At 67.9% G+C, this 26,467-nt stretch carries 23 protein-coding genes; 11 read left to right on the top strand and 12 right to left on the bottom strand.

Annotated elements, in window-relative coordinates; genetic code table 11:
• The first annotated feature begins 28 nt into the window (after nt 1-28).
• Nucleotides 29-1,267, top strand: coding sequence for a DUF418 domain-containing protein (locus ACGLHS_RS23500; RefSeq protein ID WP_394484334.1), 1,239 nt, complete (start codon nt 29-31; stop codon nt 1,265-1,267).
• A 12-nt stretch (nt 1,268-1,279) separates the two neighbouring features.
• On the opposite strand, the gene ACGLHS_RS23495 is transcribed toward ACGLHS_RS23500, so the two are convergent.
• Both ACGLHS_RS23495 and ACGLHS_RS23490 read right to left on the bottom strand, forming a co-directional pair.
• A complete protein-coding gene (locus tag ACGLHS_RS23495; RefSeq protein ID WP_394483709.1) occupies nt 1,280-2,143 on the bottom strand; it encodes a class I SAM-dependent methyltransferase in 864 nt (287 codons plus the stop codon).
• 50 nt (nt 2,144-2,193) lie between these two features.
• Nucleotides 2,194-2,814, bottom strand: coding sequence for a LysE/ArgO family amino acid transporter (locus tag ACGLHS_RS23490; RefSeq protein ID WP_093239198.1), 621 nt, complete (start codon nt 2,812-2,814; stop codon nt 2,194-2,196).
• A 162-nt stretch (nt 2,815-2,976) separates the two neighbouring features.
• Between ACGLHS_RS23490 and ACGLHS_RS23485 the strand changes: the two genes are divergently transcribed.
• Nucleotides 2,977-3,477, top strand: a complete 501-nt coding sequence (locus ACGLHS_RS23485; protein WP_394483707.1) for an Lrp/AsnC family transcriptional regulator — start codon at nt 2,977-2,979, stop codon at nt 3,475-3,477.
• Nucleotides 3,478-3,513: 36 nt separating this feature from the next.
• Here the strand turns inward: ACGLHS_RS23485 and ACGLHS_RS23480 are convergent, their stop codons facing one another.
• Nucleotides 3,514-5,208, bottom strand: a complete 1,695-nt coding sequence (locus ACGLHS_RS23480; RefSeq protein WP_394483705.1) for an amidohydrolase — start codon at nt 5,206-5,208, stop codon at nt 3,514-3,516.
• 38 nt (nt 5,209-5,246) lie between these two features.
• Entirely contained in the window at nt 5,247-6,014 is a 768-nt protein-coding gene (locus ACGLHS_RS23475) for a helix-turn-helix transcriptional regulator (protein WP_394483703.1), read from the bottom strand.
• A 215-nt stretch (nt 6,015-6,229) separates the two neighbouring features.
• On the opposite strand from ACGLHS_RS23475, the gene ACGLHS_RS23470 reads away from it, so the two are divergent.
• Complete coding sequence (locus tag ACGLHS_RS23470; RefSeq protein WP_394483701.1) at nt 6,230-7,597, top strand: amidohydrolase; 1,368 nt, start codon at nt 6,230-6,232, stop codon at nt 7,595-7,597.
• A gap of 313 nt (nt 7,598-7,910) precedes the next feature.
• On the opposite strand, the gene ACGLHS_RS23465 is transcribed toward ACGLHS_RS23470, so the two are convergent.
• The 3 genes from ACGLHS_RS23465 to ACGLHS_RS23455 are packed head-to-tail and all read right to left on the bottom strand — an operon-like array spanning nt 7,911 to nt 12,333.
• Nucleotides 7,911-8,996, bottom strand: coding sequence for a mechanosensitive ion channel family protein (locus ACGLHS_RS23465; RefSeq protein ID WP_394483699.1), 1,086 nt, complete (start codon nt 8,994-8,996; stop codon nt 7,911-7,913).
• Nucleotides 8,996-11,248 carry an FUSC family membrane protein gene (locus tag ACGLHS_RS23460; RefSeq protein ID WP_394483697.1) on the bottom strand — a complete coding sequence of 751 codons (2,253 nt, stop codon included), beginning with the start codon at nt 11,246-11,248 and terminating at the stop codon, nt 8,996-8,998. The genes ACGLHS_RS23465 and ACGLHS_RS23460 overlap by 1 nt, the downstream gene beginning before the upstream one ends.
• The gene (locus tag ACGLHS_RS23455; protein WP_093239205.1) at nt 11,248-12,333 is read right to left on the bottom strand and encodes an inositol monophosphatase family protein; all 1,086 of its coding nucleotides are present in this window, start codon (nt 12,331-12,333) and stop codon (nt 11,248-11,250) included. Before ACGLHS_RS23455 ends, ACGLHS_RS23460 begins: the two co-directional genes overlap by 1 nt.
• A gap of 140 nt (nt 12,334-12,473) precedes the next feature.
• Here ACGLHS_RS23455 and ACGLHS_RS23450 point away from each other — a divergent pair, with 140 nt between their 5' ends.
• A complete protein-coding gene (locus ACGLHS_RS23450; protein WP_394483695.1) occupies nt 12,474-13,214 on the top strand; it encodes an RNA methyltransferase in 741 nt (246 codons plus the stop codon).
• Nucleotides 13,215-13,271: 57 nt separating this feature from the next.
• Entirely contained in the window at nt 13,272-14,063 is a 792-nt protein-coding gene (cysE, locus tag ACGLHS_RS23445; RefSeq protein ID WP_256327268.1) for a serine O-acetyltransferase, read from the top strand.
• Between the two features lie 35 nt (nt 14,064-14,098).
• On the opposite strand, the gene cadR is transcribed toward cysE, so the two are convergent.
• Nucleotides 14,099-14,572: a Cd(II)/Pb(II)-responsive transcriptional regulator gene (cadR, locus tag ACGLHS_RS23440; RefSeq protein ID WP_394483693.1), complete on the bottom strand. Its 474-nt coding sequence runs from the start codon at nt 14,570-14,572 to the stop codon at nt 14,099-14,101.
• Between the two features lie 70 nt (nt 14,573-14,642).
• Here cadR and ACGLHS_RS23435 point away from each other — a divergent pair, with 70 nt between their 5' ends.
• On the top strand, nt 14,643-16,982 hold the full coding sequence (locus tag ACGLHS_RS23435) for a heavy metal translocating P-type ATPase (RefSeq protein ID WP_394483691.1): 2,340 nt from the start codon (nt 14,643-14,645) through the stop codon (nt 16,980-16,982).
• A gap of 21 nt (nt 16,983-17,003) precedes the next feature.
• Here the strand turns inward: ACGLHS_RS23435 and cysS are convergent, their stop codons facing one another.
• A complete protein-coding gene (gene cysS / locus ACGLHS_RS23430) occupies nt 17,004-18,386 on the bottom strand; it encodes a cysteine--tRNA ligase (protein WP_394483689.1) in 1,383 nt (460 codons plus the stop codon).
• Nucleotides 18,387-18,635: 249 nt separating this feature from the next.
• Nucleotides 18,636-19,223 (bottom strand): carboxymuconolactone decarboxylase family protein, encoded by a 588-nt coding sequence (locus tag ACGLHS_RS23425; RefSeq protein WP_256327252.1) that lies wholly within the window; start codon nt 19,221-19,223, stop codon nt 18,636-18,638.
• A gap of 122 nt (nt 19,224-19,345) precedes the next feature.
• Here ACGLHS_RS23425 and ACGLHS_RS23420 point away from each other — a divergent pair, with 122 nt between their 5' ends.
• Nucleotides 19,346-19,684 (top strand): winged helix-turn-helix transcriptional regulator, encoded by a 339-nt coding sequence (locus ACGLHS_RS23420; RefSeq protein ID WP_394483687.1) that lies wholly within the window; start codon nt 19,346-19,348, stop codon nt 19,682-19,684.
• 38 nt (nt 19,685-19,722) lie between these two features.
• The gene (locus tag ACGLHS_RS23415; RefSeq protein WP_394483685.1) at nt 19,723-20,988 is read left to right on the top strand and encodes a cation:proton antiporter; all 1,266 of its coding nucleotides are present in this window, start codon (nt 19,723-19,725) and stop codon (nt 20,986-20,988) included.
• A gap of 33 nt (nt 20,989-21,021) precedes the next feature.
• On the opposite strand, the gene ACGLHS_RS23410 is transcribed toward ACGLHS_RS23415, so the two are convergent.
• The gene (locus ACGLHS_RS23410) at nt 21,022-22,347 is read right to left on the bottom strand and encodes a heavy metal sensor histidine kinase (RefSeq protein WP_394483683.1); all 1,326 of its coding nucleotides are present in this window, start codon (nt 22,345-22,347) and stop codon (nt 21,022-21,024) included.
• Nucleotides 22,344-23,021, bottom strand: coding sequence for a heavy metal response regulator transcription factor (locus ACGLHS_RS23405; protein WP_093239218.1), 678 nt, complete (start codon nt 23,019-23,021; stop codon nt 22,344-22,346). Before ACGLHS_RS23405 ends, ACGLHS_RS23410 begins: the two co-directional genes overlap by 4 nt.
• A 161-nt stretch (nt 23,022-23,182) precedes the next feature.
• On the opposite strand from ACGLHS_RS23405, the gene ACGLHS_RS23400 reads away from it, so the two are divergent.
• The 3 genes from ACGLHS_RS23400 to ACGLHS_RS23390 all read left to right on the top strand — a co-directional run bounded on the left by ACGLHS_RS23400 (nt 23,183) and on the right by ACGLHS_RS23390 (nt 26,461).
• Nucleotides 23,183-23,557, top strand: a complete 375-nt coding sequence (locus ACGLHS_RS23400; protein ID WP_394483681.1) for a hypothetical protein — start codon at nt 23,183-23,185, stop codon at nt 23,555-23,557.
• A 96-nt stretch (nt 23,558-23,653) separates the two neighbouring features.
• On the top strand, nt 23,654-25,033 hold the full coding sequence (locus ACGLHS_RS23395) for a TolC family protein (RefSeq protein WP_394483679.1): 1,380 nt from the start codon (nt 23,654-23,656) through the stop codon (nt 25,031-25,033).
• A 21-nt stretch (nt 25,034-25,054) separates the two neighbouring features.
• On the top strand, nt 25,055-26,461 hold the full coding sequence (locus ACGLHS_RS23390; protein WP_394483677.1) for an efflux RND transporter periplasmic adaptor subunit: 1,407 nt from the start codon (nt 25,055-25,057) through the stop codon (nt 26,459-26,461).
• The last annotated feature ends 6 nt before the right edge of the window (nt 26,462-26,467 follow it).

The raw sequence follows: 26,467 nt of genomic DNA, 5'->3' as shown, positions 1-26,467 counted from the left end.
CTCCATGACGCATTCGACCGAAGACACCATGTCGCCCCAGAACCTTTCCGCGCCGCCCGTGCGCGCGTCTGCCAACCATCGCCAGCAACTGGTCGATGCCCTGCGCGGCTTCGCGCTGCTGGGCATTCTTGTCGTCAACATCGCGAGCTTTGCCTCGTCCTATTACGGCGTGGGCGTGCCCGATCCGATGGCGCAGTCCGTGGCCGAGCGCGCGGCCCTGTACGTTCGCAGCCTGCTGTTCGAGACCAAGTTCTACCTGCTGTTCTCGTTCCTCTTCGGCTACAGCTTCACCTTGCAGATGCAGTCGGCCGAGCGCGATGGCAAACCCTTCGTGCCGCGCCTGCTGCGGCGGCTGGTGGGGCTGTGGGTCATCGGCATCCTGCACGCGGTGGTGCTGTACCACGGCGACATCCTCACCACCTATGCGGTGCTGGGCGCAGTGCTGCTGGTGTTGCGGCGGCGGGGCGATGTGTTCCTGATGCGATGCGCCATCGGCCTCGTGCTGACGACCTCGCTGGTATGGGCCGGCGTGGGCTATCTGCTGGTGCTCTCGGGCGCTCCGCAAGACACCCGGGGTGCGATCGCCGAAGCCGTGTCGGCCCTTGCGGCCTACCGTGGAACGCCGGCCACGGTCATCGCACGGCATCTGCGCGAGCTGTCGCAGGTCTGGGTGGTGATCGGGCTGGTGCAGGCGCCCACCGCGCTGGCGATGTTCTTCGCGGGCTTCATCGCCGGCCGGCGTGGGCTGCTTGCGCACGTCGAAGCCCATCGGGCGCTGTTCAAGCGGCTGCTGCTCTGGGGCGCGATCGTGGGTGTGCCGGGCGCGGTGTTCTATGCGTGGCCATCGGTGCGGCTGAACGACTCGGTGCGCGAGATCTACAGCCTGTCGCTCGGGCTGTTGACGGCGCCGTTCCTTACCGCTGCCTATGGCGCGGGAATGCTGTTGCTGTTCCAGACGCCGCACGGCCACGCATTGGCCAATCTGCTGGCGCCGGCCGGACGCATGGCGCTGTCGAACTACCTGTTGCAGTCGCTGGTGTGTGCCTGGATCTTCCTGGCGTACGGCCTTCGCTTGATGGGCACCGTCGGGCCGCTGGCGACCTTCGCATTCGCCTTCGCGATCTTTGGAGCGCAACTGGCGCTCAGCCGCTGGTGGATGGGGCGCTTTGCCTATGGGCCGGTGGAGTGGCTGCTGCGGGCCTTGACGAACCTGGAGCTGCCCGCGATGCGGCGCAGGGAGCGGCTCCCGTCGCCTTCGCGATCCTGAGTCGCGCCGCGCCTACGTGTGCGCCAGCAGCAGCTCTTCTGCATTGCTGGGCGGGCGCAGGCCATCCGCCCTGCCAGCAAAGTAGCGCTGCGCAAGATCGGTCGCCGAGATGTGCCGTGCCTGCGCAAAGCCGGCCTCGCGGGCCAGCGCCAAAATTTCCGGCGGCGTGAAGAAGCTGATGAACGGCGTCCCGCTCGCGCGTGCACCCTTCTGCGCCATCTCGAGCCCGGGGCGCACTTCCGGGTCTGCCATCTCCAGCGGGAGCAGGAAGGTCATGGCAAGCGTCGAGCCCGGAGCCAGGGCCGCGACGACCTGGCGCAATGCGGCCGCATTCGCCTCTTTGGTGAGGTACATGCTGACGCCCGTCGAGACCACGATGGCCGGCTTGCTGTCGTCGAAGCCGGCGGCCACGAGCCCGTCTTTCCAGTTGTCTCCGGCCTCGAAGTCGACAGGCACGAAGCGCAGCCAGTCCGGAATGCCGAAACCCAACTCGACCAGCCGTTGCCGCTTCCAGGCCTGAGGGCCTGGCTGATCGACTTCGAACACCTTGAGTTGCGATGCAAGGTCGGGTCTGCGCTGCGCGAAGCTGTCGAGGCCGGCACCCAGGATCACGTACTGGCCCAGCCCGCGCCCGGCCTGTTCGACCACCAGGTCTTCGATGAAGCGCGCCCGCGCCACGATGGACGCGCGAAAGGGCCGCGTGAACTGCGGGTCCATGTCGCCGCGGCTGCGCCAGTCGGCGCCGGGGGCGAGGAGTTCGAGGCCGATCCTGTCTTCGAGCACATGCGGCGCGGGGTCGGCCTCCAGATGAAGGGCCCGCCACAGGGCAACGCGTGCTGCCGTGCTGTCTGGTGCTGCATCTTGCTGGTCGGTCATGGCTTCCAATCCGGTGCGTTGGTCTTCGCCGGATTCTGCGCCGGGAGCGCTCAGGATGTCAGCAGCGTCGAGAGCTGGTACGCCGCGAAGCAAAGCAGCAGTGCACCCGACAGCCTGTTGATGGACTGCATGGCTCGCGCGCTCAGCTTGTGCCGGACCATCGACACGCCGGTCGACAGCCCGAGCCACCACAGCGCCGAGCCCAGGAACACGCCGAGCACCATCGACGTCGCGGTGCCGGTGCCGCCCACGTGCCCGGTCGCGACCGATGCGAACACCGCAATGAAGGACAGGATCGTCATCGGGTTGGCCAGCGTCAGCGCGAACACCGACAGCATCGCCTTCAGCGGCGTGGTGGCGTCTTGCGCCGACCGCGCCTGCGTGGCGACCGGCGCGCGCAGAAGCTGAATGCCCATCCACGCCAGGAAGGCCGCGCCGCCCAGCGCCAGCGGCACGCGCGCCGCCACCATCGACGCGATGACGGCCGACACGCCCAGCGCACCGATGGCGCCGTAGCACGCGTCGGCCAGCGCCGCGCCCAGCCCGCTCAGAAAGCCGATGGTGCGGCCGTGCGCCAGCGTGCGCTGGATGCAGAGCAGGCCGATGGGCCCCACGGGCGCGGCAATCGACAGCCCGATGACGAGGGACTTGAGGAAGAGGGCGAGATCCATGTGCGTTGTTCGAGAGGTGATCGAAGCAGTCGAGGTGGCCGAGGTGATCGGGCTGGCATCGAATTGTCTCGAGACGTTTCGTTGGTGAAAATGGCGAAGCTCAGGCAGATCGCGCTGTTTGCCTGAGATCGGAAGCAAATATCCAACCCTTGCCTTAAATCCATGGAAATCGATCCCAAGAATTGGCAGATCCTCGACGTGCTTCAGGAAGACGCACGCACCTCATTGACCTCGCTGTCGCGGCAGGTCGGCCTGTCGGTGCCTTCGACCTCGGAACGGGTAAAACGGTTGGAAGAGGCGGGCGTGATCGAGGGCTACCGCGCGGTGGTGCCGCCGCGCAAGGCGGGCTACACCGTCACGGCGTTGATCGGCATCCACACCCTGCAGCCCGAGAAGGCGCGGCTGATCAAGCTGCTCAAGGGCAAGAGCGAAGTGCTCGAATGCTTTCACGTGACGGGGCAGGACTCGTACGTGCTCAGGGTGATCGCGCGCGACATCGAGCACCTCGAGGATTTCGTGGGCAGCATCAACCACCTGGGCGAAACGCGCACCTCGATCGTGATGTCGGTGCCGATTCCGGCGCGGGCCGTGGAAGCACCCGGTCGTGCGGCCGGTGCCGCCGATGCCGAGGCGCGTGCCGGCGCCAAGGGGCGCCGGAACTGAAAGGCTCAGCCGTTCAGTCGGCGCCGACTCGGCTGTTCAGCGCGCAGCCTTCTGCCGATAGACCTGCTCGCCCGCCACCCACGTCTCCAGCACCTGCGTCTTCCAGATCTCGCCCGGTGCGATCGTGAACGGGTCCTGGTCGACGACGATGAAGTCGGCCCACTTGCCGGGCTCCAGCGAGCCGATGGATTTCTCCTGGTGTTCGGCGTAGGCCGCATCGAGCGTGAAGGCGCGGAAGGCCTGCGGCAGCGTCATCGCTTCCTCGGGGTGCCAGCCGGCGATGGGCTTGCCCTGGTGGTCGGTGCGGGTCACGGCCGCATGCAGGCCGTAGAACGGGTTGGCCGATTCGACCGGAAAGTCGGAGCCGCCTGCGATCACCGTGCCTTGCTTCAGGAAGGTCTGCCACGCATAGGCGCCCTTGATGCGCTCCTTGCCCACGCGGTCTTCGGCCATGTTCATGTCGCTGGTGGCGTGGGTCGGTTGCATCGATGCGATCAGGCCCAGGGTCTTGAAGCGGGGAATGTCCTGCAGCGACACCACCTGCGCGTGCTCGATGCGGTTGCGCCGGGCCATGCCGTTCGGGTCTTCCTTGTAGGCCGCTTCGAAGGCATCGAGGATCTGCCGGTTGGCCGCGTCGCCGATGGCGTGCACGTTGACCTGGTAGCCGGCCTTGAGCGCGGTGCGCACCTTGCCGCGCAGCACGGCGTCGTCCATGAAGAGCAGGCCCTTGTTGTTGTGGTCGTCGCTGTAGGGCTCCAGCAGGGCCGCGCCGCGGCTGCCGAGGGCGCCGTCGGCAAAGAGCTTGACGGCGCTCAGGTTGAAGCGGTCGTCGGCATAGCCCTTGACGGGGCCCTTGGGCGCGAGCTGTTTGTAGTCGTCGCCGACGTCGTTGATCATGGCGTACACGCGCGACGTGAGCTTGCCCGCGTCCGCGAACTCGCGGTAGATGCGTGCCTCGTCCGCGCTGGTGCCGGCGTCGCCGACGCCCGTGAGGCCGAGCGAGGCGAAGTGGCGCATGGCCGAGTCGAGCGCGATGCGGCGCTCGGCATCGGTGTAGGGCGGCATCACCTTGGTCAGCAGCAGCTGTGCCTTGTCGACCAGGATGCCGGTGGGCTCGCCCTTGGCGTCGCGCTCGATGCGCCCACCCACGGGGTCGGGCGTGTCGCGCGTGATGCCGGCCATCTGCAGTGCCTTGGTGTTGGCCCAGATGGCGTGGGCATCGACGCGGCGCAGGGTCACGGGGCGGTCGGCGATGGCGGTGTCGAGTTCGGCCGCAGTGGGAAAGCGGTCGAGCTTCCAGATCACCTGGTTCCAGCCCGAGCCCATGATCCATTGGCGCGCGGGGTTGGCCTGTCCGTATGCCTTGATCTTGGCCAGGGCCTCGGTCAGCGTGCGCGTCTCGGTCACGACCACTTCGCTCTGGCGAAAGCCGATGCGAAAGACATGGCCGTGCGCGTCGATCAGGCCCGGCAGCATCGTGCGGCCCTGGCCGTCGACCTTGCGCGCATCGGGGTACTGTTTGGCGATCGATGCGGCGTCGCCCACGCCCAGCACGCGGCCCTTGTCGAAGGCGAGGGCGGAGAAGCTGACGAGCTTGTCGCCCTCGAAGGTGTAGCCCTTGACGGGCGCGACGACGGTGGGCTCGGCCTGCGCCTGTCCGAACGCGAGGGCGGCGGCCATGGGCAGGGCGCCGCACAGCTTGAGAAGGGATCTGTTCATGGATGTCTTCATGTAGTAGTTATGGAAGAAGAAAGAAAAAAGCGGCCGGCTCAGTGCCTGGCCAGCGTCAGGAACTCGCGCAGGTTCTGCACGCCCAGCTTGGCGTAGACGCGCTCCTTGTAGGTGATGACGGTGGCCGGCGACAGCGACAGCTGCCGCGCGATTTCTTTCGCGGTGCAGCCTTCGACCAGCAGCCGCGCGGTCTCGCGTTCGCGTTGCGACAGCTCGGGCCACAGGTGGGCGTGGCTGGCTTCGGGCTGCCGGTGCAGCGACACCAGCTCATCGTGGCGATGCGCGAGCGCCATGAGCGTCGAGGCGTGCGAGCGCATCAGCCGCGCCGTGCGGTCGCGCTGCACCTTCGTGCGCGAGAAGTACAGGTTGAGGTAGCAGGTCTGGTCGCGCCACCGGCGCAGCAGCGACACCTTGCTGGAGAAGCCGGGCCGGTCGAACAGGAGGCGGCGGTATTCGGGGTCGCCGATGCTGGCGGGCGACATCCAGAGCAGCTGGAGCTCGGGCCTGCCATCGGAGGCACCGCCGCGTGCGTCGCTGCACATCAGCGGGTAATTGGGGTCGCGCTCGTAGAAGCGCTTGACGAAGATCTCGGTGGTCGACTCGATCAGGTGCTGGTCGAGCACGCTGGCCGCCGACGCCGCCTGCACGCGGCCGTGTCCGTCGTAGCAGAGGTAGCTGACGTGGTCGGCGCCCAGCGCGGCGTTCAGGCCTTCGAGCAGGCGCGAATGAAAGCTGGAGCTGCCCAGGTGCTGGACGGCGTCTCCCAGCCATGCGTCCTGCACGGGCAGCGTCAATTCGTTGGTCATGTGTGGTTGTCTCCGGCGCTTGTCTTGTCGGTGTCATGGCCGCGAGCGCTCCGGCGAAATAATGCCATGGCGCGCGCCGGCCGGGTTCCCGTGTCCCCATCTGTGCGGACATACACGGCGGGTGTCGCAACCTAGAGTCCCGGGCCTTGGCCGCGCGTGCATCGCATGCGGTGCCACAGGCTCGCAAAAGAACATTCAACAGGAGACAGAGAGACATGAAAAAAACTTCCCGACCCTTGCACCGTGCGGGCCTGATGCGCCCCGTGCTGGCCGCCGCGTTGGCGCTGTGCGCCGCTTCGGCCGGTGCGCAGCAAGCCAGCGGCGCCGCATCGCTGCAGGCGCAGATCGACACGCGCGCCAAGGCGGTCGAGGCCCAACTGATCGCATGGCGCCGCGATATTCACCAGCACCCCGAACTCGGCAACTACGAAACCCGCACGGCAAAGCTGGTGGCCGACCATCTGCGCAAGCTCGGCTTCGAGGTCAAGACGGGTGTGGCAAAGACCGGCGTGGTCGGCCTGCTCAAGGGCGGCAAGCCGGGGCCGGTGGTGGCGCTGCGCGCCGACATGGACGCGCTGCCGGTGAAGGAACGCGTCGACGTGCCCTTCGCTTCGAAGGCCAAGGGCCAGTACCTGGGCAAGGAGGTCGACGTGATGCACGCCTGCGGCCACGACACGCACGTCGCCATCCTGATGGCCACGGCCGAGGTGCTGGCGGGCATGAAGGACCAGCTGCCGGGTTCGGTCAAGTTCATCTTCCAGCCGGCCGAAGAGAGCCCGGCCGACTTCGAGCCCAACGGCAGCAACATGTGGGGCGCCAAGCAGATGGTGGCCGAGGGTGTGCTCGACAACCCGAAGGTCGATGCGATCTTCGGGCTGCATGTGAGCAGCGGCATCGAGTCGGGCAAGCTGGCCTGGCGCAGCGGTGCGGCGATGGCGGCGGCCGACCAGTTCTGGATCGACGTGAAGGGCCGCCAGACGCACGGCGCGCGGCCCTGGGGCGGCATCGACCCGATCGTGGTGGCCTCGCAGATCGTGATGGGGCTGCAGACCATCCAGAGCCGCCAGGTCAACGCGATGCTGGAGCCGTCGGTCATCACCGTGGGCACCATCCATGGCGGCAACCGCATGAACATCGTGCCCGAGAAGGTCGAGATGATGGGCACGGTGCGTACCTACGACGAAGGCATGAAGAAGGACATCCACGCGCGCATGAAGCGCACGACGGAGTCGATTGCCGCGAGTGCGGGCGCCGAGGCGACGTTCAAGGTGGTGGAGCTGTACAACGCAACGGTCAACCAGCCGGCGTTGACGGCGCAGATGGCACCGACGCTGCAGCGCGTGGCGGGCGAGGGCAACTGGATGCTTGGGCCGAAGGCCACGGCGTCGGAAGACTTCTCGTTCTACCAGGAGCGCGTGCCGGGGCTGTTCTTCAATCTGGGCGTGACACCCAAGGGGGTGGACGTGACGAAGGCCGCATCGAACCATTCGCCGGAGTTCTATGTGGACGAGCCGGCGTTGGTCAACGGGGTGCGTGCGCTGGCGAACCTGACGGTGGACTACATGATGGCTTCGGCCAAGTAGGGCTGCCGGTCTTTTTGCGCTCTTTTTCGGGGCGCTGTCGTTCAGGACGCGTGCGAATGACACCGGGTGCTCCCCTCCGCGAATGTCCCCCGCTTCGCTCCTCCTTTATTTCGCTGCGGGGAGCACCCGGTGCCATTCGCACTGGGGCACGCTGCTGGTGTGCAGCCGATCAACGACTGCTCTGAAAACGCTCACGCCGGCGGCGTGCTCCCCGCAGCGAAATAAAGGAGGAGGGGCGCAGCCCCGGGGGGCATTCGCGGAGGGGAGTACGCCGTCGGCGTGAGCGCGCCCTGAATCGAGCGGCAACAAACAGCTACAGCATCGGCTGCTGCTGCGGCTCCTGCCGTTTCTCGTGCATGCCGTTCTCGCTCTCGATCCGCATCTTCGGCAGGAACTGCGGGTACTCGCGCTGCATGAAGTCGATCAGCCCTTCGCGCACGGTGCAGCGAAGGTCGAAGGCCAGGCCCGAGGTGGCGGCCGTGCAGAGCACGCGAACCTGCATCGTGCGTTCGGTCGCATCGGTCACGCGCAGGTTGAAGAAGCGGCCGTCCCATTCGGGCGCCGCCTTCACGATGCGCTCGACCTCTTCGCGCAGCGGCGCGAGCGGCATGCCGTAGTCGGCGTAGATGAAGACCGCGCCCAGCAGTTGGGCCGAATGGCGGGTCCAGTTCTGGAACGGCTTTTCGATGAAGTAGGTCAGCGGCAGGATCAGGCGCCGCTCGTCCCAGATCTTGATGACCACGAAGGTGCCGGTGATCTCTTCCACGCGGCCCCATTCGCCTTCGACCACCAGCACGTCGTCGATGCGAATCGGCTGCGCCAGCGCGATCTGCAGGCCGGCGATGAGGTTGCTGAACACCGGCTTGGCCGCAAGACCGGCCACGATGCCGATGACGCCGGCCGAGGCCAGCAGGCTGGCGCCGACCTGGCGCGCGCCCGGAAAGGTCATGAGCATCATCGCGCCGCCGGCCACCAGCACCACCGTCATGGCGGTGCGCGCCAGCACGCGGGTCTGCGTGAGCACGCGGCGCGCCTGCAGGTTGTCGGCGATGTCCGAGGGGTGCTGCGCGAGCACGCCGTCGGCGAAACCGCTGATGGCTTTCACCGCGAGCCAGGTGGTCGCGGCGATCAGCAGAAGGCCGTTGAAATGCCGCACGTTACCGATGAAGTGAAGGTCGTCGGGCGCGGCCTGCCACACCAGCAGCAACGCGACCAGCGGGAGCACCAGCCGCGCCGCCGCGTTGCAGTTGACCACCATCGCATGGATCGCCGGCGCCGGGCGGGTGATCCGCCTCAATACAAGGCCACCGATGCGGTGGGCGAGAAGGGCGAGGGGAACTGCGATCAGGGCGGCAACCCATGTGCCGAACCAGGGGTGGGCAAGTATCTCTTTGATCATCAAGCGGTGGTCGCGGGCGGTGTTGTCTCGTTCAGCGGTTGAAGAATGCGCGCTGCGTCGTCGCGCAGCTGCGTGGCGAGGGCCGTTGCCAGATCGAGTCGGCGCAGCAGCCAGGGGCTGATGTCGTTGTCGAACGGGTCGGGCAGGGGAATCGGGCCACCAACGGTGGTGGAGCCGGCGCTCTCGGGGTGAGAGGGGCCAGTGGTCGGTGTAGTTCCGATGGCGGCTTCGATTCTTTGCGCGGTGCGGCTGATCGGGCCTTCGACCTCGCCCGGCGTGAGGCGGTCGCGCCGCAGCACGAGCATCGATTTCACGGCGCTGAGCTGCGCGAGCAACTGGTAGCTGTGGGCCTGCAGATGTTCGAGCGGCTCGAGCGGCGGTTGCACCGCGCGCGGTTCGGAGAGCGAACGCTGCGTGGCCTGCACCAGCGCCGACAGGCTGTCGTAGGCCTCGCGGCGCGCGAGGCGCCATTCGAGTTCAGGGCTGCTGTCGATGGCCTGCAATTGGCCGAGGCCAAGCGCCAGCCGCGCATGGCGTGCCTGGGCGGTGAGCGTGCGCGCCACCAGCGCGGGAATCTGGCTGCGCTCCCACGAGGGCAGCACGTAGCAGAAGCCCCAGGCCAGCGCGGCACCGATCAGCGTGTCGGCGATGCGTTCGAACAGCGCGAAGATGGGCGCCACGCCCACGTTCAGCATGTGGGCCTGCACGAGGCCCAGCACCGTGGCGGCCACGGCGGTGATGAGGTAGCGTCGCACCGCGAAGCTGTGCGCGATGGCCTGCGCCACCGTCACGATCACCAGCAGCATCAGCGCCGACGGGTGGGCCGACAGCAGCCCCACTGCGAGCACGCAGCCCAGCAGCGTGCCGGCGACGCGGGCGTTGCGCCGCTCCAGCGTCTGCGAGAGGCTGCCGCGCAGCACGACCACGATGGTCAGAAGAATCCAGTAGTCGTGCGAGCCCCAGGGCATCGACACCGCGATGGCGTAGCCGGCCGCGATGGCCAGCGCGGCGCGAATCGCGTGGCGCAGCGGCGGCGCGTCCCAGCGCCACAGCGTGAGGAAGGGGCGCCACGACCAGTCGGTCGGGCTCACGAAAAGCTGCCAGTTGGCGCGCACCACGGCCAGGTTGGGCTCGGCGTCGCCGCGCGCCATGGCCGACAGGCGCAGCACTTCGTCGTTGATGTGGCCGATGCGGCTCGCGAGGCCACGCGCGAGCATCGCGGCGGTCGGGCCGATGTGGCCGCCGCCACCGCCCAGGGTGTTTGCGCTGTCGTCGGCCGACACGTGGATGGCCGCCAGCCGCGGACGCCGGTCGGGCACCACGGCGGGCGTGCGGCGCATCAGCAGCGCATCGGCCAGCGCGATGGTTTCTTCGGCGAGTTCTTCGAGCACGCAGCGCATCTCGATCAGCGCCTCGGCATGCGCGGGGTGGGCGCGCAGCGTGTCGAGGTCGAGCTCGCTGGCCAGCAGCTGGTCGCGCATTTCGAGCACGATCACCAGCATCGCGGCCAGCCGTTGACGGCGCGGCGTGCGCGGCGATTCGAGCACGATGTCGCGCGTGGCCTGCAGCTGGTCGGCCAGCGCGGCCTGCTCGCGCAGCAGCTGGCCGAGCACCGGTGCGGGCGTGTCGCGCACGTCGCGGGTTTCGTCTTGCGGCAGGAACTGGCTGGCCTCGGTGCGCATCAGCGCAGCCAGCGAATAGAGCACGTCGGCCACCGACTGGGTGCGAAAGCGCCCGTTGAGCGCGAGGTTGGCGAGCGTGGCCCAGATCACGTACAGGCCCGCGCCTAGGCCGAAGTGCCAGGTGCGCTGGATGGCATCGGCCATGTCGCGCGGCGCCTGCGTGGCCATCGAGAAGATCATCGAGAACATCACCGCGATCGCGATCGGGATGCCCCGCTTGCCCCAGGCCATGCCCAGGAAGGCCACGAAGGTGGCCGGCACCAGCAGCAGGCCGAGGCGGATCGGCGCGGTGTGCAGCATCTGCACGGCAAAGAAGAGCGGCAGGCCGATGAGCGGCGCCGGCAGCATCTGGAAGAACTTGCCGCGGCGCGGGCCGGGCAGGTCGGGCGGCGCGGTCACGATCACGCCGGTGGCCGCCGCGGAGGCGGCCAGGGTGCCCAGCCAGAGGTGCACCCCGCCCGAAATGAACAGGAGCCCGAGCGCGACGGTGAGCCCGCTCGCGACGTAGTGGCTCAGCGCAATGCGCAAAGCCGCGCGAACCCGGGCGGCGGCGCGGGGCCCCAGCACCATCACTTGGCGGAAGCGTCGCCCTCGAAGGGGCTGCCAGTGCCGGGTGCGCCAGTTGCGCCGGGTGCCGCAGGTGCATCGCGGCGGATGCGCGTGAGCTTGCGGGGCGCGGCGGGGGCGGCCGCCACGGCGGGCTTGTCGCCCTCGGCGGCTTCGTCCGCGAAGTCGACCACGGTGCTGCGGGCATAGAGGTCGACCGAGGCGTCTTCGGTGCTCGACTTGGTCGAGGCCGATACGGCGCGCACGCGGTCGCTGGCGCGCAGCTTGTCGTCGACGTTGGCGAACTTCGAGTACTTGGCGAGCAGCGGCACCAGCTGGCCGTAGACGCGCGGGGCAGCGGCCAGGCATTCGCGCTGATCGAGGAACTCGGGCTCGCCCGTGAAGTTGCCGATCAGGCCACCGGCCTCGGTCACCAGTAGCGAGCCGGCAGCCACGTCCCAGGGGTTCAGGCCGGTTTCAAAAAAGCCGTCGGTGAAGCCGGCGGCCACGTAGGCCAGGTCGAGCGCAGCCGCGCCGGGGCGGCGCAGGCCCGCCATGCGGGGCATCATGTCCGCCATGATGGCCAGGTACTGCTTGAAGTTGTCGCCAGTGCGGAACGGGAAGCCCGTGGAGATCAGGCACTCGCTGAGCTTGGTGCGCTTGGACACGCGGATGCGGCGCTCGTTCAGGTAGGCGCCGCGGCCCTTGGTGGCGGTGAACAGGTCGTTGCGGCTCGGGTCGTAGATGACCGCCTGCTCGATCTTGCCGCGCACCGACAGCGCGATCGACACGCAGTAGACCGGAAAGCCGTGGATGAAATTGGTGGTGCCGTCGAGCGGATCGATGATCCAGACGAAATCGGAGTCTTTGGCGCCGTATTCGGTGCCCGATTCTTCGGCCAGGATGCCGTGCCCCGGGTATGCGCCAAGCAGCGTTTCGATGATGACCTTCTCGCTGGCGTGATCGACTTCGGTCACGAAGTCGTTGACCTGCTTTTGCGAGATGCGCACGGCCTCGACGTCGAGGGCTGCGCGGTTGATGATCGCGCCGGCGGCGCGTGCGGCCTTGACGGCCACGTTGAGCATGGGATGCAGGTTGGGGGACGACATTCTGGATTGTGAGAAGAACGGTGGAAGGGGTCTCCGAGAATTCGATCTGAGCAATCCTGGCGACCCTGCGGCCCGGCGATGCGGGCGGCGAGAATCGGGCATTTTACCGGCTCCGCCCGTTTGTGTCTCCCCACCCTGCCATGCGCACCCGTTTCATCCTGATCCAGACCAGCCACGCCGGCAATGTGGGCGCGGCCGCCCGCGCCATGAAAACCATGGGTTTCGACGACCTCGTGCTCGTGGCGCCCCGCTGGGCCAACGTGCTGCGGCGCGAGGAAACCATCCAGCGCGCGAGTGGCGCCCTCGACGTGCTGACCAACGCCCGCATCGTCGAAACGCTCGACGAGGCGCTCGACGGCGTAACCCACCTTTGCGCCACCGCCATGATCCCGCGCGACTTCGGCCCGCCCACACGCACGCCCCGGGAGCACCTCGAACCCCTGGCCAGGCAGGGCGACCAGCACGTCGCCTTCCTGTTCGGCTCCGAGCGTTTCGGCATGCGGAATGAAGACGTCTACCGCTGCAACGTGGCGCTGAGCATTCCGACCGACCCGAAATTCGGCTCGCTGAACCTCGGCGCGGCCATCCAGGTGGTGGCCTACGAGTGGCGGCTGGCGCTCGGCGGCTACGAGGTGCGCGACGCCACGGCGCCGGTGCAGGCGGCCGATGCGCAGTCGGTGGCGGGCATGCTCGACCACTGGGAGCGCTCGCTGGTGGACATCGGCTTTCTCGATCCGGCCGCGCCCAAGAAGCTGATGCCCCGGCTGCAGCAGCTTTTCAACCGCGCCCAGCCCACGCCCGAAGAAATCCACATCCTGCGCGGCATCGCCAAGGCCATGACCGACGCAACGCGGACACCCCGCACGCCCGGCGATTCGTAAAACCCCATCGCGCGTACGCGATGACACGGGGCTTTAGACTGCCCGCCCCCTATCGATATAACGACAACAAAGGCAGCGATGTTCTCTCGACTGCGCGCCGACATCCGGTGCATCCTCGAACGCGACCCGGCCGCCCGCAGCGCCTGGGAAGTGATCACGGTCTACCCCGGCTTCCATGCCGTGGTGCTGCATCGCTGGGCGCATGCCTGTTGGACACACGGTTTCAAGTGGCCGGCCCGCTTCATCGCGCACTGGGCGCGCTGGATGACGGGCATCGAGATCCACCCGGCGGCCAAGATCGGCCAGCAGGTGTTCTTCGACCACGCCATGGGCGTGGTGGTCGGCGAAACCGCCGAGATCGGCGACGGCTGCACCATCTACCAGGGCGTGACGTTGGGCGGCACCTCGCTCTACAAGGGCGAAAAGCGGCACCCGACGCTGGGAAAGAACGTGGTGGTGAGCGCGGGCGCCAAGGTGCTGGGCGGGTTCGTGGTGGGCGACGGCGCCAAGATCGGCAGCAACGCGGTGGTCATCAAGCCGGTGCCGGCTGGGGCGACCGCGGTGGGCATTCCGGCGCGCATCATTCCGTCGAAGACGGGCGAGAGCGCCGACGTGGCCTCGCCGCAGAAGTTCTCCGCCTACGGCATCACGCAGGACGACGACCCGTTGAGCCAGGCCATGCGCGGGCTCATCGACAACGCATCGAGTCAGGAACACCAGATCGCGCTGCTCTGGCAGGCCATCGAGAAGCTGTCCGCGCATCCGGGCACCAGGGACTGTGTGCCCGGCGATGCGGCACGCGACGAGTCGTTCGAGGCGGACAAGCTCACGCAACTGGTGGGCAAGTAGCCCGCTGCGCAACGCCTGCCGGGCAGAGCAGAAGGCTAGGCGGAACGCTTCGCGGCCGTGCTGTGCAATGAGCCGTGCACATGCCCGGCATGCTGGCCGAAGGTCTCGGGCGCGAGCGCGGCCGTGTCCAGCTCCTGAAGAATGCCGCAGTTGTGCGCCGACTCGGGCCCGCCGCACTGCAGGCGCAGGGCCTTGAGCTGCTTCTCCAGCGTCTTCAATTCGGCAATGCGCGCGGCCACGTGGCCGATATGGTCATCCAGCAACTGGTTGACCTCGCCGCAATCGTCCTGCGGCGCATCGCGGAATTTCAGCAGGCTGCGGATTTCGTCCAGCGTCATGTCCAGCGAGCGGCAGCGCCGGATGAAGCCCAGGCGCTGGGCATGCTCGTCGTCGTAGATGCGGTAGTTGCCGTCGGTGCGCGCGGGCTCGGGCAGCAGTTGCTCGCGCTCGTAATACCGGATGGTTTCGACAGGCGTGTTCGCGACTTTGGCCAGTTCACCGATTTTCATGATGCGGCAAATAAGAAAGTGGAAATCAGCGTTTGACTCTACACCTGCTTCAGGGTTTCCAATCGATTCCATGACGAACCAGAACGCTCTGACCCGGCCCGTGCCGCACACGCATTCGCACCCCCATCCGCATGGCGACGACCACAGCCATGACCACGCCCACGCGCATCCGCCCGCCAAGGCCGAAGCGCACGCGCATGGCGAGGATGCCTGCTGCGGCGGCGCCAGCCACGGCGCGATCCCGCTGGCGCCTCCCGAGCCGGCCGACGTGCCGAAGGGCGCCTTGCTGTTTCGCATTCCCACCATGGACTGCGCCGTGGAAGAGTCCGAAATCCGCCGCGCGCTGGAGCCCATCGCAGGCGTCAAGGCGCTGCGCTTCCGGCTTGGCGAACGCACGATGGCCATCACCACCGACGACGGCGTGCTGCCCGAGGCGCTCGCCGCCATCCGCAAGGCCGGCTTCAAGCCCGAGCCGCTGAACGCAGCGGGCGGCCCCGCCTCCGGCTCGCAGGCCGCCGCCGCGCCCGCGCAAATCGCAGGCATGAGCACCGGCCTCGTGCGCCTGATCGCCGCGCTGGTGCTGGCTGTCGCGGCCGAGTCGATCTCGTTCCTGGCGCTCGATGGCATCGGCTTCAAGGCGGCCGAGGTGATCCTCGCGCTGGGCGCCATCGGCCTTGCCGGCCTCGACACCTACAAGAAGGGCTTCGCCGCACTCGTGCGCGGACGCCTGAACATCAACGCGCTCATGGCCGTGGCCGTCACGGGCGCCTTCATCATCGGCCAGTGGCCCGAAGCCGCGATGGTGATGGCGCTCTATGCGATTGCCGAGCTGATCGAGGCTCGCGCCGTCGACCGCGCACGCAACGCCATCCAGAGCCTGCTGGCGCTCGCGCCCGAACAGGCCGAGGTGAAGCAGGCCGACGGCAGCTGGCAGACCGTGATGGCCAATGCGGTGGAGCTGGGCGCCGTCGCGCGCATCCGCCCCGGCGAGCGCGTGCCGCTCGACGGCGTCGTCACCGCCGGCACCAGTGCCATCGATCAGGCACCGGTCACCGGCGAGAGCATTCCGGTCGACAAGACTGTCGGCGACCCGGTGTTCGCAGGCACCATCAACCAGACCGCTGCGCTCGAATTCCGCGTGACGGCGGTGGCCTCCAACACCACGCTGGCGCGCATCATCCACGCCGTCGAAGAAGCCCAGGGCTCGCGCGCGCCGACGCAGCGCTTCGTCGACAAGTTCGCCGCCATCTACACGCCCACGGTCTTCGTGCTGGCGCTGGCCGTGGCCGTGCTCACGCCGTTGTTCCTCGACTGGACGTGGATGCAGTCCATCTACAAGGCACTGGTGCTGCTGGTCATCGCGTGCCCTTGCGCGCTGGTGATCTCCACGCCCGTCACCGTGGTGAGTGCACTCGCTGCCGCCGCGCGGCGCGGCATTCTCATCAAGGGCGGCACCTACCTCGAAGAGGCGCGCAAGCTCAAGGCGATCGCGCTCGACAAGACGGGCACCATCACCGAAGGCAAGCCCAAGCTGGTCGAGTCGGTGCTGATCGACACCTCGGGCAACCAGGCTGCCGTGTACGCGATTGCCGCGAGCATTGCGGGCCGCTCCGACCACCCCGTGTCGAAGGCCATCGTCGAGGGCCTGAAGGGCCAGCAGGACGAAGTGGCCGACTTCACCGCATTGCCCGGCCGCGGCGTGCAGGGCACGCTGGCGGGGCAGACCTATGTGCTGGGCAACCATCGGCTGATCGAAGGGCGGGGCCTGTGCACGCCGGCGCTCGAAGCCGAACTCCAGCGCCATGAAGAAGCGGGCCGCACCGTCACACTGCTGGCTTCGGGCCAGGCCGTGCTCGCGCTGTTCGCCGTGGCCGACACCATCAAGGAATCGTCGCAGGCGGCCATCGCCGAGCTGCGCGCGCTGGGCGTCGCACCCGTGATGCTCACCGGCGACAACACCGCGACCGCCAAGACCATCGGCGCCCACGCCGGCATCGACGATGTGCGCGGCAACCTCTTGCCCGAAGAAAAGCTCGACGCCATCAAGGCCATGCAGCAGCGCTACGGCGCCGCCGCGATGACCGGCGATGGCATCAACGACGCCCCCGCGCTCGCGCAGGCCGACATCGGCTTCGCCATGGGTGGCGCAGGCACCGACACGGCGATGGAAGCGGCCGACGTGGTCATCATGAATGACGACCTGCGCCGCATCCCAGAGACCATCCGCCTGTCGCGCCGCGCGCATGCGGTGCTGTGGCAGAACATCACGCTGGCACTCGGCATCAAGGGCGTGTTCTTCGTGCTCGCGGTGTTCGGCAGCGCGACCATGTGGATGGCGGTGTTCGCGGACATGGGCGCGAGCCTGCTGGTGGTGGCGAACGGGTTGCGGCTGATGCGCACCGAGAAGTGAGCAGTCCGGTGCGAGCCGAAGCTACTTCTCGCACCGGCTCCACCGCTGTCCGTCCGCACTGTCCTCGACCTGCCAGCCTTGGTCGCGCAGAGCATTCCGAAGTCGATCGGCTTCTGCCCAGTCCCGGGCGGCTCGCGCCTCCTGACGTGACGCGAGCAGGGCGGCGATGTCCGCTGGCACCTGCTGTACCGGCGCCTGCCAATCGTCCAGCCGCAAGCCCAGCACCGTGTCGAAATGGTCGACCGTGGCGCGCCGCGTGGCCGTGGGGACATCGCTTCGGACCAGCTCCCAAAGCAACGCCAGCGCACGCGGCACATTGAGGTCTTGATTGACCTCGGCGTTGAAGCGGCTCACGAAGCCTTCATGCGCCGTGCCGCCATCTGCCGGCCAACTCGCATAGGCCTTGCGCAGCCGGTCCAGCGCCGACTGCGCCCCGCCGATCGCTTCTTCGGTGAAGCGCAGCGTGCTCCGGTAGTGCGCGGTAAGGCACAGATAACGGTAGGCCAGCGGGTCGATGCCTTGGTCGACCAACGTCTGCAGGCGCACGAAATCGCCGTCGGCTTTGGTCATCTTCTTGTCGTCCAGCGTGAGGAAGTGGCCGTGCATCCAGAAGTTGGCGAGCCGCGTGCCGTGGCGCGCCTGCGTCTGCGCGATCTCGTTGCTGTGATGCACGCCGACGTGGTCTTCGCCACCGCAATGAATGTCGAACCACGGGCCCAGGTACTTGGCCGACATGGCCGAGCATTCGATGTGCCAGCCGGGAAAGCCCCGGCCCCAGGGGCTGTCCCATTCCATCTGTCGTTGGGAGTCGGTCGGACTGAACTTCCAGAGCGCGAAGTCGCAGGCGTCGCGCTTCTCGCCCATCGCCACCCTTTTTCCAGCGCGCAGGCCTGCGCGTTCGAGGCGGGCCAGGTGGCCGTAGTCGTCCTGCCGGGTCGTGTCGAAGTACACGCCGTCAGACGTCTGGTAGGTGTAGCCGCCGCGCTGCAGTTCGGCGATGAATTCCAACTGCTCGGGAATGTGGTCGGTGGCGCGCGGCCACGCCGTGGGCTCCAGCAGGTTCAAGGCCCGCCAGTCGGCCTGAAAGGCCTCCGTGTAGTGCGCGGCGATGGCCCAGGCGGATTGCCCGGTGCGGCGGCTGCCTTTCTCCATCTTGTCTTCGCCTTCGTCGGCATCCGAGACGAGGTGCCCGACGTCGGTGATGTTGACCACATGCCGCACCTGGTAGCCGTTGAGCATCAGCACGCGGCGCAGTACGTCCTCGAACACGTAGGTTCGAAGGTTGCCGATGTGCGCGTAGTCGTACACCGTCGGTCCGCAGCAGTACAGGCCCACGTGCTCGGGCTGCAAGGGAGCGAAGGGGCGCACGGAGCGCGACCAGGTGTCGTACAGGGCCAGAGGCATGCGGACTTCTTTCTTGTGGGTTGTCGTGCGGGTTGAAGCGTCGAGGCAAAGAAAAAGCCACCGGTCTTTCAACGGGTGGCCATCGGGGATGCGGACGTGATGCAGGCGCTAGCCGCAGGCTCCCCCAGGCCGACCGTGACAGCATGCGCGGGCAAGCAGGGAGAGGGAAAGAGAGCGGGCGACCATGGGATCGATGCTAGCGTCGGCCCCGAGATCGGTCAAACGTGGGCGCCTTGCGAGGCGCTGCAATCACCAGCGCGCCGCCCATTTCTCGAGCGGCACGCGCGCCGCGTTGCACACATAGCTGACCGAGTGATACCACCCGGCGAGCATCATCAGCTCGACCAGCTGCGCGTGGCTCCAATGCGCGTTCAGGGCCTCCCACAGCGCATCGTCGACATCGCTCGTGTCGTGCAGCTGGTCGACCATCGACACCAGCAGCCGGTCGCGCGGCGCCAGCAGCGAGAGGTCGCCATCGGCCGAGGCCATCACGCGCCGGTCGGTTTCGTTGAAGCCGGCAGCGTCGGCAAAGCCGGTCCAGTGCACGCCCCATTCGTATTCGGCGCCGCAACGGGCGCAGACCCGCACGATCACGATCTCGCGTTCGCGCAGGCTGATGGCCGCCTTGCGGCCCAGCAGGTAGCGGCCCAGGCCCATCGTGTGTTCGGTCAGCGCAGGGTTCACGGCCATCACGCGGAACAGCGCCAGGATCTCGGGCGCCTGTCGCGGCGTCATGCGTGTCAGCAGTTCGCCGATGGGTTCGGGGTAGGGCGGCGCGAGCGGCGGGATTCTCGGTGCGGGGTTCGGGTCCAGGCTTTCGGAGGCGGGGTGGATCACGGGCGGTTCCTTTCATAGAATGCGACGGAAATCGCTACGGATTGCGTAGCGATTTGGTGCAGTCTATCGCTACGAAATGCGTAGCGCAAGGTGTGCCGCCGAACCTTCATCGAAAGAGCGTCATGGAAGACGAAGAAACCACCGCCCCGCAGGCCGCGCCCGTCGTGTCGCGGCGCCCCATCATGCGGCTGCTGGAGCAGCTGGGCCGCAAGGGCACGCTGCGCATCCTCTGGGAGTTGCGCGACGGCCTGCCGCAGAGCTTCAGGGCGCTGCGCGTGAGCACCGACGACATGTCGCCGTCGGTGCTGAACGACCGGCTCAAGGAGCTGCGCGCGACGGGCGTGGTGGTGCTCGTGGACGCGGGCTACCAGCTCACCGAATCGGGCGCCGAGCTGGTCAAGCGCCTGACGCCGCTCAACCAATGGGCGAAGCGATGGCTGGAGGAGGGCGGCCCGGACTAACATCGCCGCCACACTTTTCTGTTCACGCGATCCGGTCCATGTCCGCCACGTCCCTGCTGCTTCAACTGATCGTCATCCTCACGACCGCGCGTGTTTGCGGCTGGGTCCTGCGCCACGTGGGGCAGCCCTCGGTGGTGGGCGAAATGGCGGCGGGCCTGATGCTCGGGCCGGTGGTCATGGGGGCGCTCTTTCCCTCGCTGCACGCGCAGCTGTTCTCGAAGGAATCGCTGCAGGGGCTGTCTTCGCTCTCGACGCTGGGGTTGGTGCTGTTCATGTTCGTGGTCGGGCTGGAGCTGCGCTCCACGAAAACCATGCGCGAGCAGTTGCGCTCCGCGGGCTACGTGGGCGTGCTGAGCGTCGTGGTGCCGCTGGCACTGGGCATCGCGATATCGCCGGCGTTGTATCCGGCGCTCGCGCCCAAAGGTGTCGGCTTCTGGCCGTTCGCACTCTTCATGGCGGCCGCGCTGTCGATCACGGCCTTTCCGGTGATGGCGCGCATCCTCAAGGACCGCGGCATGACGCGCACGCCCTTCGGCCAGCTGTCGCTCGGCGCGGCGGCGGTGGTCGATGTGTTCGCCTGGATCCTGCTGGCCTTCGTGGTCGCGTTGGTCGGGGCGGGCGAGGGCTACGCCGGCCTGCTCAAGACCACGATGGGCATGGCGGTGGTGCTGTGCGCGCTGTTCTTCGGGCTCAAGCCGGGCTTTGCCTGGCTGCTGCGCGTGAAGGCGCCCGATGGCGAGCCGTCGACCACGGTGATGGCGTCGCTGATGATCGGCCTGCTGCTGTGCGCGCTGGTCACCGAATGGCTGCACCTGCATGCGGTGTTCGGCGCCTTCCTGTTCGGCGCTTGTTTGCCGCGCGACGACCGGCTGCTGAAGTCGCTGACCGAGCGCATCGAGCCGATTTCCATCGTCGTGCTGATGCCGCTGTTCTTCGCGCTGGCGGGGCTGGGCACCACATCCAATGCCTTCTCGGGGGCGAGCATGGGGGCGATGCTGTTGATCGTGGGCGTTGCCACGGTCGGCAAGATCGCCGGCGGCGCGGTCGGCGCCCGCATGGCGGGCTACGGCTGGCGCGACAGCCTGGCCACGGGCTCGTTGATGAACGCGCGCGGCCTGATGGAACTGATCGTGATGAAGATCGGCCTCGACGCCGGCCTGATCGGCCCCGAGCTGTTCACGATGCTGCTGGTGATGGCGCTGGTGACCACCGCGATGACGGGGCCGCTCATCAACCTGTTCATCGGGCGCAAGGCACCAATGGCCGATGCGGCCGATGCCCATCGCACCCCCGCCAAGCCCTGAACGGCGCGGCGACTGACGGGCCGCGCAGCCCCGTCAGCCGGCGCGCCGCAATACCGTGAACCCGATGCGCGTCTTGCCGCCCTGGCTGGCCGCGAACACGCGTCCGCCATGCATGCGCGCAATGGCCTCGACGATCGACAGCCCGAGGCCGTGGTGCCGGGTCGAGCTGTCCCTGGCCTGGGCGGCACGGTAGAAGCGCTCGAACAGGCGCGGCAACGCGGCGGGGTCGATCGGTTCGCCGTGGTTGATGACGGCGATGGTGAACTCGTCGCCGTCCTGCGCGATCTCGATGCGGAGGGTGGAGGCCGGTGTTGCGAAGCGGATCGCATTGCCCAGCAGGTTGGAGAGCGCGCGCCGTATCAGCGCGGCATCCACATCGGCCATCGCGTCGCCACTCACTTCGGCACGCAGGCCGGCTTCTTCGAGCATGGCGTCGTAGAAGTCGATCACGTTGCCAGCCTGCACGGCCAGGCTTGCGGCGGCCCGTGTGCGCATCGGCACGCCACGGTCGGCCTGCGAAAGAAACAGCATGTCGGTGACGATGCCCGAGAGCCGGCCGACTTCTTCGAGGTTCGACGCCAGCACGGTCTGCAGCTCTTCGTTGCTGCGCGGGCGCGTGAGCGCGAGTTCGGTGGAGCCGATCAGGTTGGCCAGCGGCGTGCGCAGTTCGTGCGCCACGTCGGCATTGAAGGATTCGAGCTGCACGTAGGCCCGCTGCACGCGCAGCAGCAGGGCATTGAACTGCGTGATCCAGGGCCGCAGTTCTTCGGCGAAGGCCATCGCGTCGATGGGCCGGTTGGCCTTGTCGGGTGCCATCGCCGCGGTGCGTTCGGCCAGCGCCTTCAACGGGCGCAAACCACGCCGCACCAGCCACGTGCCGGTGAGCGACACCAGCGCCGTGCCCAGCACGACGGCGCCCAGCAGCGTCCAAGCCAGGCGTTCGAGCAGCCGCGCCTCTTGCGCCATGTTCACGCCGATCTGCACCGACAGCTGCGTCGTGTTGCCGCCCTGGTGCCAGGGCACTTCCAGGTCGCGCCGCATCCAGCGGCCGCCCGGTGCGGGTGTCGATTGAAAAAGCTCGCTGCCCGCATGCGAGATCGACAGCGACACGTCGTCCTGCATCGAGAAGAAGTCGTTCAGCTTGTGCCGGAGAAAGACCAGATCGCCGCCTTTCTCCGCCTCTTCCAGCAGGTGCAGCACCAGCACCGCCTTGTGGTCGAGTTCGTCCTGCTGCTTCTGGGCGAAGTTCCACGCGGTGACGAGGTAGATCGCAAGGCAGATCACGCTCAGTCCGAACAGGGTCTGCGCGGCAAACCAGAGCGAGAGCCGGCTTTGTATCGAGTGCGGCCGAGGGCTCATGCCCAGGAGCGGTCTTCCAGCACGTAGCCCATGCCGCGCACCGTGTGCAGGAGCTTCACCTCGAACGGGTCGTCGAGCTTGCTGCGAAGGCGGCGGATCGCCACTTCGACCACGTTGGTGTCGCTGTCGAAGTTCATGTCCCAGACCTGCTCGGCCAGCGTGGTGCGCGACAGGATCTGGCCGCGCCGGCGCAGCAGCACCACCAGCAGCGTGAACTCCTTGGCCGTGAGGTCCAGCCGCACGCGGTTGCGAAAGCACTTGCGGCTGGCAAGGTCGAGTTCGAGGTCGGCCAGCCGCAGCACGGTCGACTCCTGCGGCTTGCCGCGCCGGAGCAGCGCCTGCACGCGCGCCAGCAATTCGGAAAAGGAAAAGGGCTTGACGAGGTAGTCGTCGGCGCCTTGCTGCAGCCCCTGCACGCGGTCTTCGACCTTGTCGCGCGCGGTGAGCACCAGGACCGGCACGTTCTTGGTGCGCCGGATGGCCTGCAGGACGGCGAAGCCGTCGATGCCCGGCAGCATCACGTCGAGCAGAACGAGTGCGTAGTCGCCTTCGGTGGCAAGGTATCTCCCCTCGATGCCGTCACGGGCGATGTCGACCACGTACCCGTTCTCTTCGAGCCCCTTTTTCAGGTAATCGCCCAGCTTGGGCTCGTCTTCAATGACAAGAATGCGCATCGCCGGATGGTACCGAACCCCTCTTGATACGGAGGTTACGATTTAGTAATCCTATTGACGGACAAGGCCTCGGGTGCGTGTCATACATTGCGCCAGGCCCGCACATTGCAGGGCCTTTGCCCAGGGCCGCGTCACAGGCCATCGATATACTTTTTGACTCCATGCGCCGCTGGCTTCTGATCTTCCTGCTGTTCCTGCTCCCGTTCCAGCTCAGCTGGGCGGCGTCGGCGGCGTACTGCCAGCATGAGCGCGACACGCAGCCCCAGCACTGGGGCCACCACGAAGACGAGCGGGGCGGCACCGATCGCACCCACACCGGCGACGGTGCCAAGAAAGACACCGGCACCCAGCCGGGCGCGGCGGCCGGCCATTGCACGGTCAGCCATTTCGGCCACGCCCAGCACACCGACCTGACCGCGGGCGAACTGCCTGCGCTGCCGGTGCTCTCGCAGCTTCCGCGTGCCCTGACCGCCGAGGCCTTCGTCTCGCACATCTCCGACGTTCCGGTCCGTCCCGACTGGTCTCTTGCCGTCTGATTCGGCGAGAGAACACAACCCCACTGATCGTCTTTTTCATCAGCTGAGCTCTCGCCGAATTCGTCCGTCCGTTGTTTCGCAACCCAGGAGAATTCGATGCGCACGCTCTTCGTGCCGCTGGCCGTCTTGGCCTTGGCGGTACCCCCGGCCTATTCACAGTCGCCACAGTCGTCACAGTCGCTGCAGCCACAGACCTCGACTGTTGCCGGCACCCAGTCATCCCAGCCATCGTCCCGGCCAGCCGCCAGGACGCTGGAGCCCGCGGGCCCGCTGACCCTGCACAGCGCCGTTTCGATGGTGCTGCAGTCCAACCCCAGCCTGTCCGCCGCCGTGCGCGAGCAGGAAGCCACCGAAGGCGCCATCGTCCAGGCCGGCGCCTGGCCCAACCCGGTGTTGAGCGCACAGGTGGAAGACCTGCGCCGTGACAACCGCACCACCACCGTGCAGCTGGGCCAGCCCATCGAGCTGGGCGGCAAGCGCGCGGCCCGCGTGACGGCGGCGGAACGCGCGCGCGACCAGGCCGCGTCGGCGCTGGTCGCGCGCCGCTCCGAGCTGCGCGCCCTGACCGTCACGGCCTTCTTCGACGTGCTCACCGCCCAGGAGCGCCTGCGGCTGGCGCAGGATTCCCTGGGCCTTGCACAAACCGCCACCCGCGCCGCCACCAACCGCGTGGCGGCCGGCAAGGTATCGCCGCTGGAAGAAACCAGGGCGCGCGTGGCCGAGTCCGGCACGCGCGTCGAGTTGCTGCAGGCCGAAGGCACGCTGCGCTCGGCGCGCCAGCAACTGGCTGCGCTGTGGGGCAACCCGAGCCCGCGCTTCACGCTGGCCGATGGCACGGTCGATCAGTTGCCGGTGGTCGCGACGTCGAAGGATGTGGAAGGCCGCTTCTTCGCGGCGCCCGTGCTGCGGCAGGCGCGGCTCGAGATCGAGCGGCGCGAGGCGCTGTCGAGCCTGGAGCGCGCCAAGCGCGTGCCTGACGTCACGGTGTCGCTGGGCGTCAAGCGCGTGCCGGCACCCACCGAAACCGAAGGCGCCAACGCCAGCAGCAGCCGCCGCAACCAGGTGGTGGTGGGCGTGTCGATTCCGCTGCCGATCTTCGACACCAACCGGGGCAACCTGGCCGAAGCCCTGAGCCGCGAGGAAAAGGCACGCGACGACCTCGCCGCCGCCGAGCTGCAGCTGGGCGCCGACGTGGCGCAGGCCATCGAGCGCCTGCGCTCGGCGCGCGCCACCGCCGAGACGCTGCAGCGCGACGCGCTGCCCGGTGCCGAGACCGCCTTCAAGGCCGCCACCAAGGGCTTCGAGCTGGGCAAGTTCAGCTTTCTCGAAGCGCTGGATGCGCAACGCACGCTGTTCCAGGTGCGCACGCAGTACCTGGTCGCGCTGGCCGATGCCTACCGCGCGTCCGGCGATCTCGACCGGCTGCTGGGCACCGAAGGCGATGAAACACCGAACGCGACGCCACCCGCGCGCTGACCGACAAGGAACCAACAGACCATGAACACAAAAGAACGTCAATCGCTCGCCGAACGCGTCGGCAAGAAGCAGTGGCTCGCCATCGTGGCGGTGCTTGTCGTGGGGCTCGGCGTCGGCGCGCTGATCCTGCGCACGGCGCCCGCCAAGCCCGAGGCGGCCGGCCATTCGGAAGCGGCCGGACACGGCGACGGCGAGCACCACGAAGAGGGCGGGAAGCAAGGCAAGGAAGAGGGCAAGGACCACGACCACAGCCACGCCGAGGCCAAGGGGCATGCCGACAAGGAGCACCACGAGGAGGCTGCGGGCGAGAAGGGCGCCGAGGCACCGAAGGCAGAGAAGACCGAGCAGGGCAAGGAAGCCGGTGAGCCCGCGAAGGCCTCCGCCGAGCACAAGGAAGACGAAGAAACCATCGCCTTCACCGACGAGCAGATCAAGGCCGCCGGCATGGCGATCGAGAACGCCGGCCCCGCGCGCATCAAGTCGTCGCTGCAGCTGCCTGGCGAGATCAAGTTCAACGAAGACCGCACGGCCCACGTGGTGCCGCGCGTGGCGGGCGTGGTCGACAGCGTGTCGGCCAACCTGGGACAGGAGGTCAAGCGCGGCCAGGTGCTGGCCGTGCTGTCGAGCCCGGCACTGTCGGAGCAGCGCAGCGCATTGCAGTCGGCCCAGCGCCGGCTGGAACTGGCGCGCACCACCTACGAGCGCGAGAAGAAGCTGTGGGAAGAAAAGATCTCTCCGCAGCAGGACTACCTGGCCGCCCAGCAGGCGATGCAGGAGTCGCAGATCGCCGTGGCCAACGCCAACCAGAAGCTGCTGGCGCTGGGCGCCACGCCGGGCGCGTCGGCCCTCGGCCGCTACGAGCTGCGCGCGCCCTTCGACGGCATGGTGGTCGAAAAGCACATCTCGCTCGGCGAGTCGGTGGGCGAGGCGGTCAACGTCTTCACCATCTCCGACCTGTCGACCGTGTGGGCCGAGATCAGCGTGGCCGCCAACAACCTGAACCTGGTGCGCATCGGCGAGCCGGTGAGCATCCGTTCCAGCGCCTTCGACCAGACGGCCAGCGGCACGGTGTCGTACGTGGGCTCGCTGATCGGCGCGCAGACGCGCACGGCCACCGCGCGCGTCACGCTGACCAACCCGCAGCGCATCTGGCGCCCGGGCCTGTTCGTGAATGTCGAGCTGGTGTCGTCCGAGGCGCAGGTGCCCGTCACCGTGACGGCGGACGCGGTGCAGACGGTCGAAGAAAAGCCCACCGTCTTCCTCAAGGTGCCCGGTGGCTTCCTGCCGCAGCACGTGCAGACCGGCCGCAGCGACGGCCAGCGCATCGAGATCGTGAGCGGCCTGAAGCCCGGCACCGCCTACGCCGCCAGCGGCAGCTTCGTCGTGAAGTCGCAGCAGGGCAAGAGCTCGGCCACGCACACCCACTGAGGACGC

The sequence above is a fragment of the Variovorax sp. VaC1 genome (genome assembly GCF_043658315.1).
In the GTDB taxonomy this organism is placed as follows: domain Bacteria; phylum Pseudomonadota; class Gammaproteobacteria; order Burkholderiales; family Burkholderiaceae_C; genus Variovorax.
This window is presented reverse-complemented; position numbering and strand designations above follow the sequence as displayed.

What these genes read in the sequence shown, in the direction of transcription:
- ACGLHS_RS23500 (WP_394484334.1), top strand. Translation starts at nt 29, where the DNA reads ATGTCGCCCCAGAACCTTTCCGCGCCGCCCGTGCGCGCGTCTGCCAAC.
- ACGLHS_RS23450 (WP_394483695.1), top strand. Translation starts at nt 12,474, where the DNA reads ATGCGCACCCGTTTCATCCTGATCCAGACCAGCCACGCCGGCAATGTG.
- ACGLHS_RS23460 (WP_394483697.1), bottom strand. Translation starts at nt 11,248, where the DNA reads ATGGTGCTGGGGCCCCGCGCCGCCGCCCGGGTTCGCGCGGCTTTGCGC.
- ACGLHS_RS23495 (WP_394483709.1), bottom strand. Translation starts at nt 2,143, where the DNA reads ATGACCGACCAGCAAGATGCAGCACCAGACAGCACGGCAGCACGCGTT.
- ACGLHS_RS23395 (WP_394483679.1), top strand. Translation starts at nt 23,654, where the DNA reads ATGCGCACGCTCTTCGTGCCGCTGGCCGTCTTGGCCTTGGCGGTACCC.
- ACGLHS_RS23470 (WP_394483701.1), top strand. Translation starts at nt 6,230, where the DNA reads ATGAAAAAAACTTCCCGACCCTTGCACCGTGCGGGCCTGATGCGCCCC.
- ACGLHS_RS23410 (WP_394483683.1), bottom strand. Translation starts at nt 22,347, where the DNA reads ATGAGCCCTCGGCCGCACTCGATACAAAGCCGGCTCTCGCTCTGGTTT.
- cysS (WP_394483689.1), bottom strand. Translation starts at nt 18,386, where the DNA reads ATGCCTCTGGCCCTGTACGACACCTGGTCGCGCTCCGTGCGCCCCTTC.
- ACGLHS_RS23455 (WP_093239205.1), bottom strand. Translation starts at nt 12,333, where the DNA reads ATGTCGTCCCCCAACCTGCATCCCATGCTCAACGTGGCCGTCAAGGCC.
- ACGLHS_RS23490 (WP_093239198.1), bottom strand. Translation starts at nt 2,814, where the DNA reads ATGGATCTCGCCCTCTTCCTCAAGTCCCTCGTCATCGGGCTGTCGATT.
- ACGLHS_RS23400 (WP_394483681.1), top strand. Translation starts at nt 23,183, where the DNA reads ATGCGCCGCTGGCTTCTGATCTTCCTGCTGTTCCTGCTCCCGTTCCAG.
- ACGLHS_RS23415 (WP_394483685.1), top strand. Translation starts at nt 19,723, where the DNA reads ATGTCCGCCACGTCCCTGCTGCTTCAACTGATCGTCATCCTCACGACC.
- ACGLHS_RS23420 (WP_394483687.1), top strand. Translation starts at nt 19,346, where the DNA reads ATGGAAGACGAAGAAACCACCGCCCCGCAGGCCGCGCCCGTCGTGTCG.
- ACGLHS_RS23465 (WP_394483699.1), bottom strand. Translation starts at nt 8,996, where the DNA reads ATGATCAAAGAGATACTTGCCCACCCCTGGTTCGGCACATGGGTTGCC.
- ACGLHS_RS23435 (WP_394483691.1), top strand. Translation starts at nt 14,643, where the DNA reads ATGACGAACCAGAACGCTCTGACCCGGCCCGTGCCGCACACGCATTCG.
- ACGLHS_RS23475 (WP_394483703.1), bottom strand. Translation starts at nt 6,014, where the DNA reads ATGACCAACGAATTGACGCTGCCCGTGCAGGACGCATGGCTGGGAGAC.
- ACGLHS_RS23485 (WP_394483707.1), top strand. Translation starts at nt 2,977, where the DNA reads ATGGAAATCGATCCCAAGAATTGGCAGATCCTCGACGTGCTTCAGGAA.
- cadR (WP_394483693.1), bottom strand. Translation starts at nt 14,572, where the DNA reads ATGAAAATCGGTGAACTGGCCAAAGTCGCGAACACGCCTGTCGAAACC.
- ACGLHS_RS23480 (WP_394483705.1), bottom strand. Translation starts at nt 5,208, where the DNA reads ATGAAGACATCCATGAACAGATCCCTTCTCAAGCTGTGCGGCGCCCTG.
- ACGLHS_RS23405 (WP_093239218.1), bottom strand. Translation starts at nt 23,021, where the DNA reads ATGCGCATTCTTGTCATTGAAGACGAGCCCAAGCTGGGCGATTACCTG.
- ACGLHS_RS23390 (WP_394483677.1), top strand. Translation starts at nt 25,055, where the DNA reads ATGAACACAAAAGAACGTCAATCGCTCGCCGAACGCGTCGGCAAGAAG.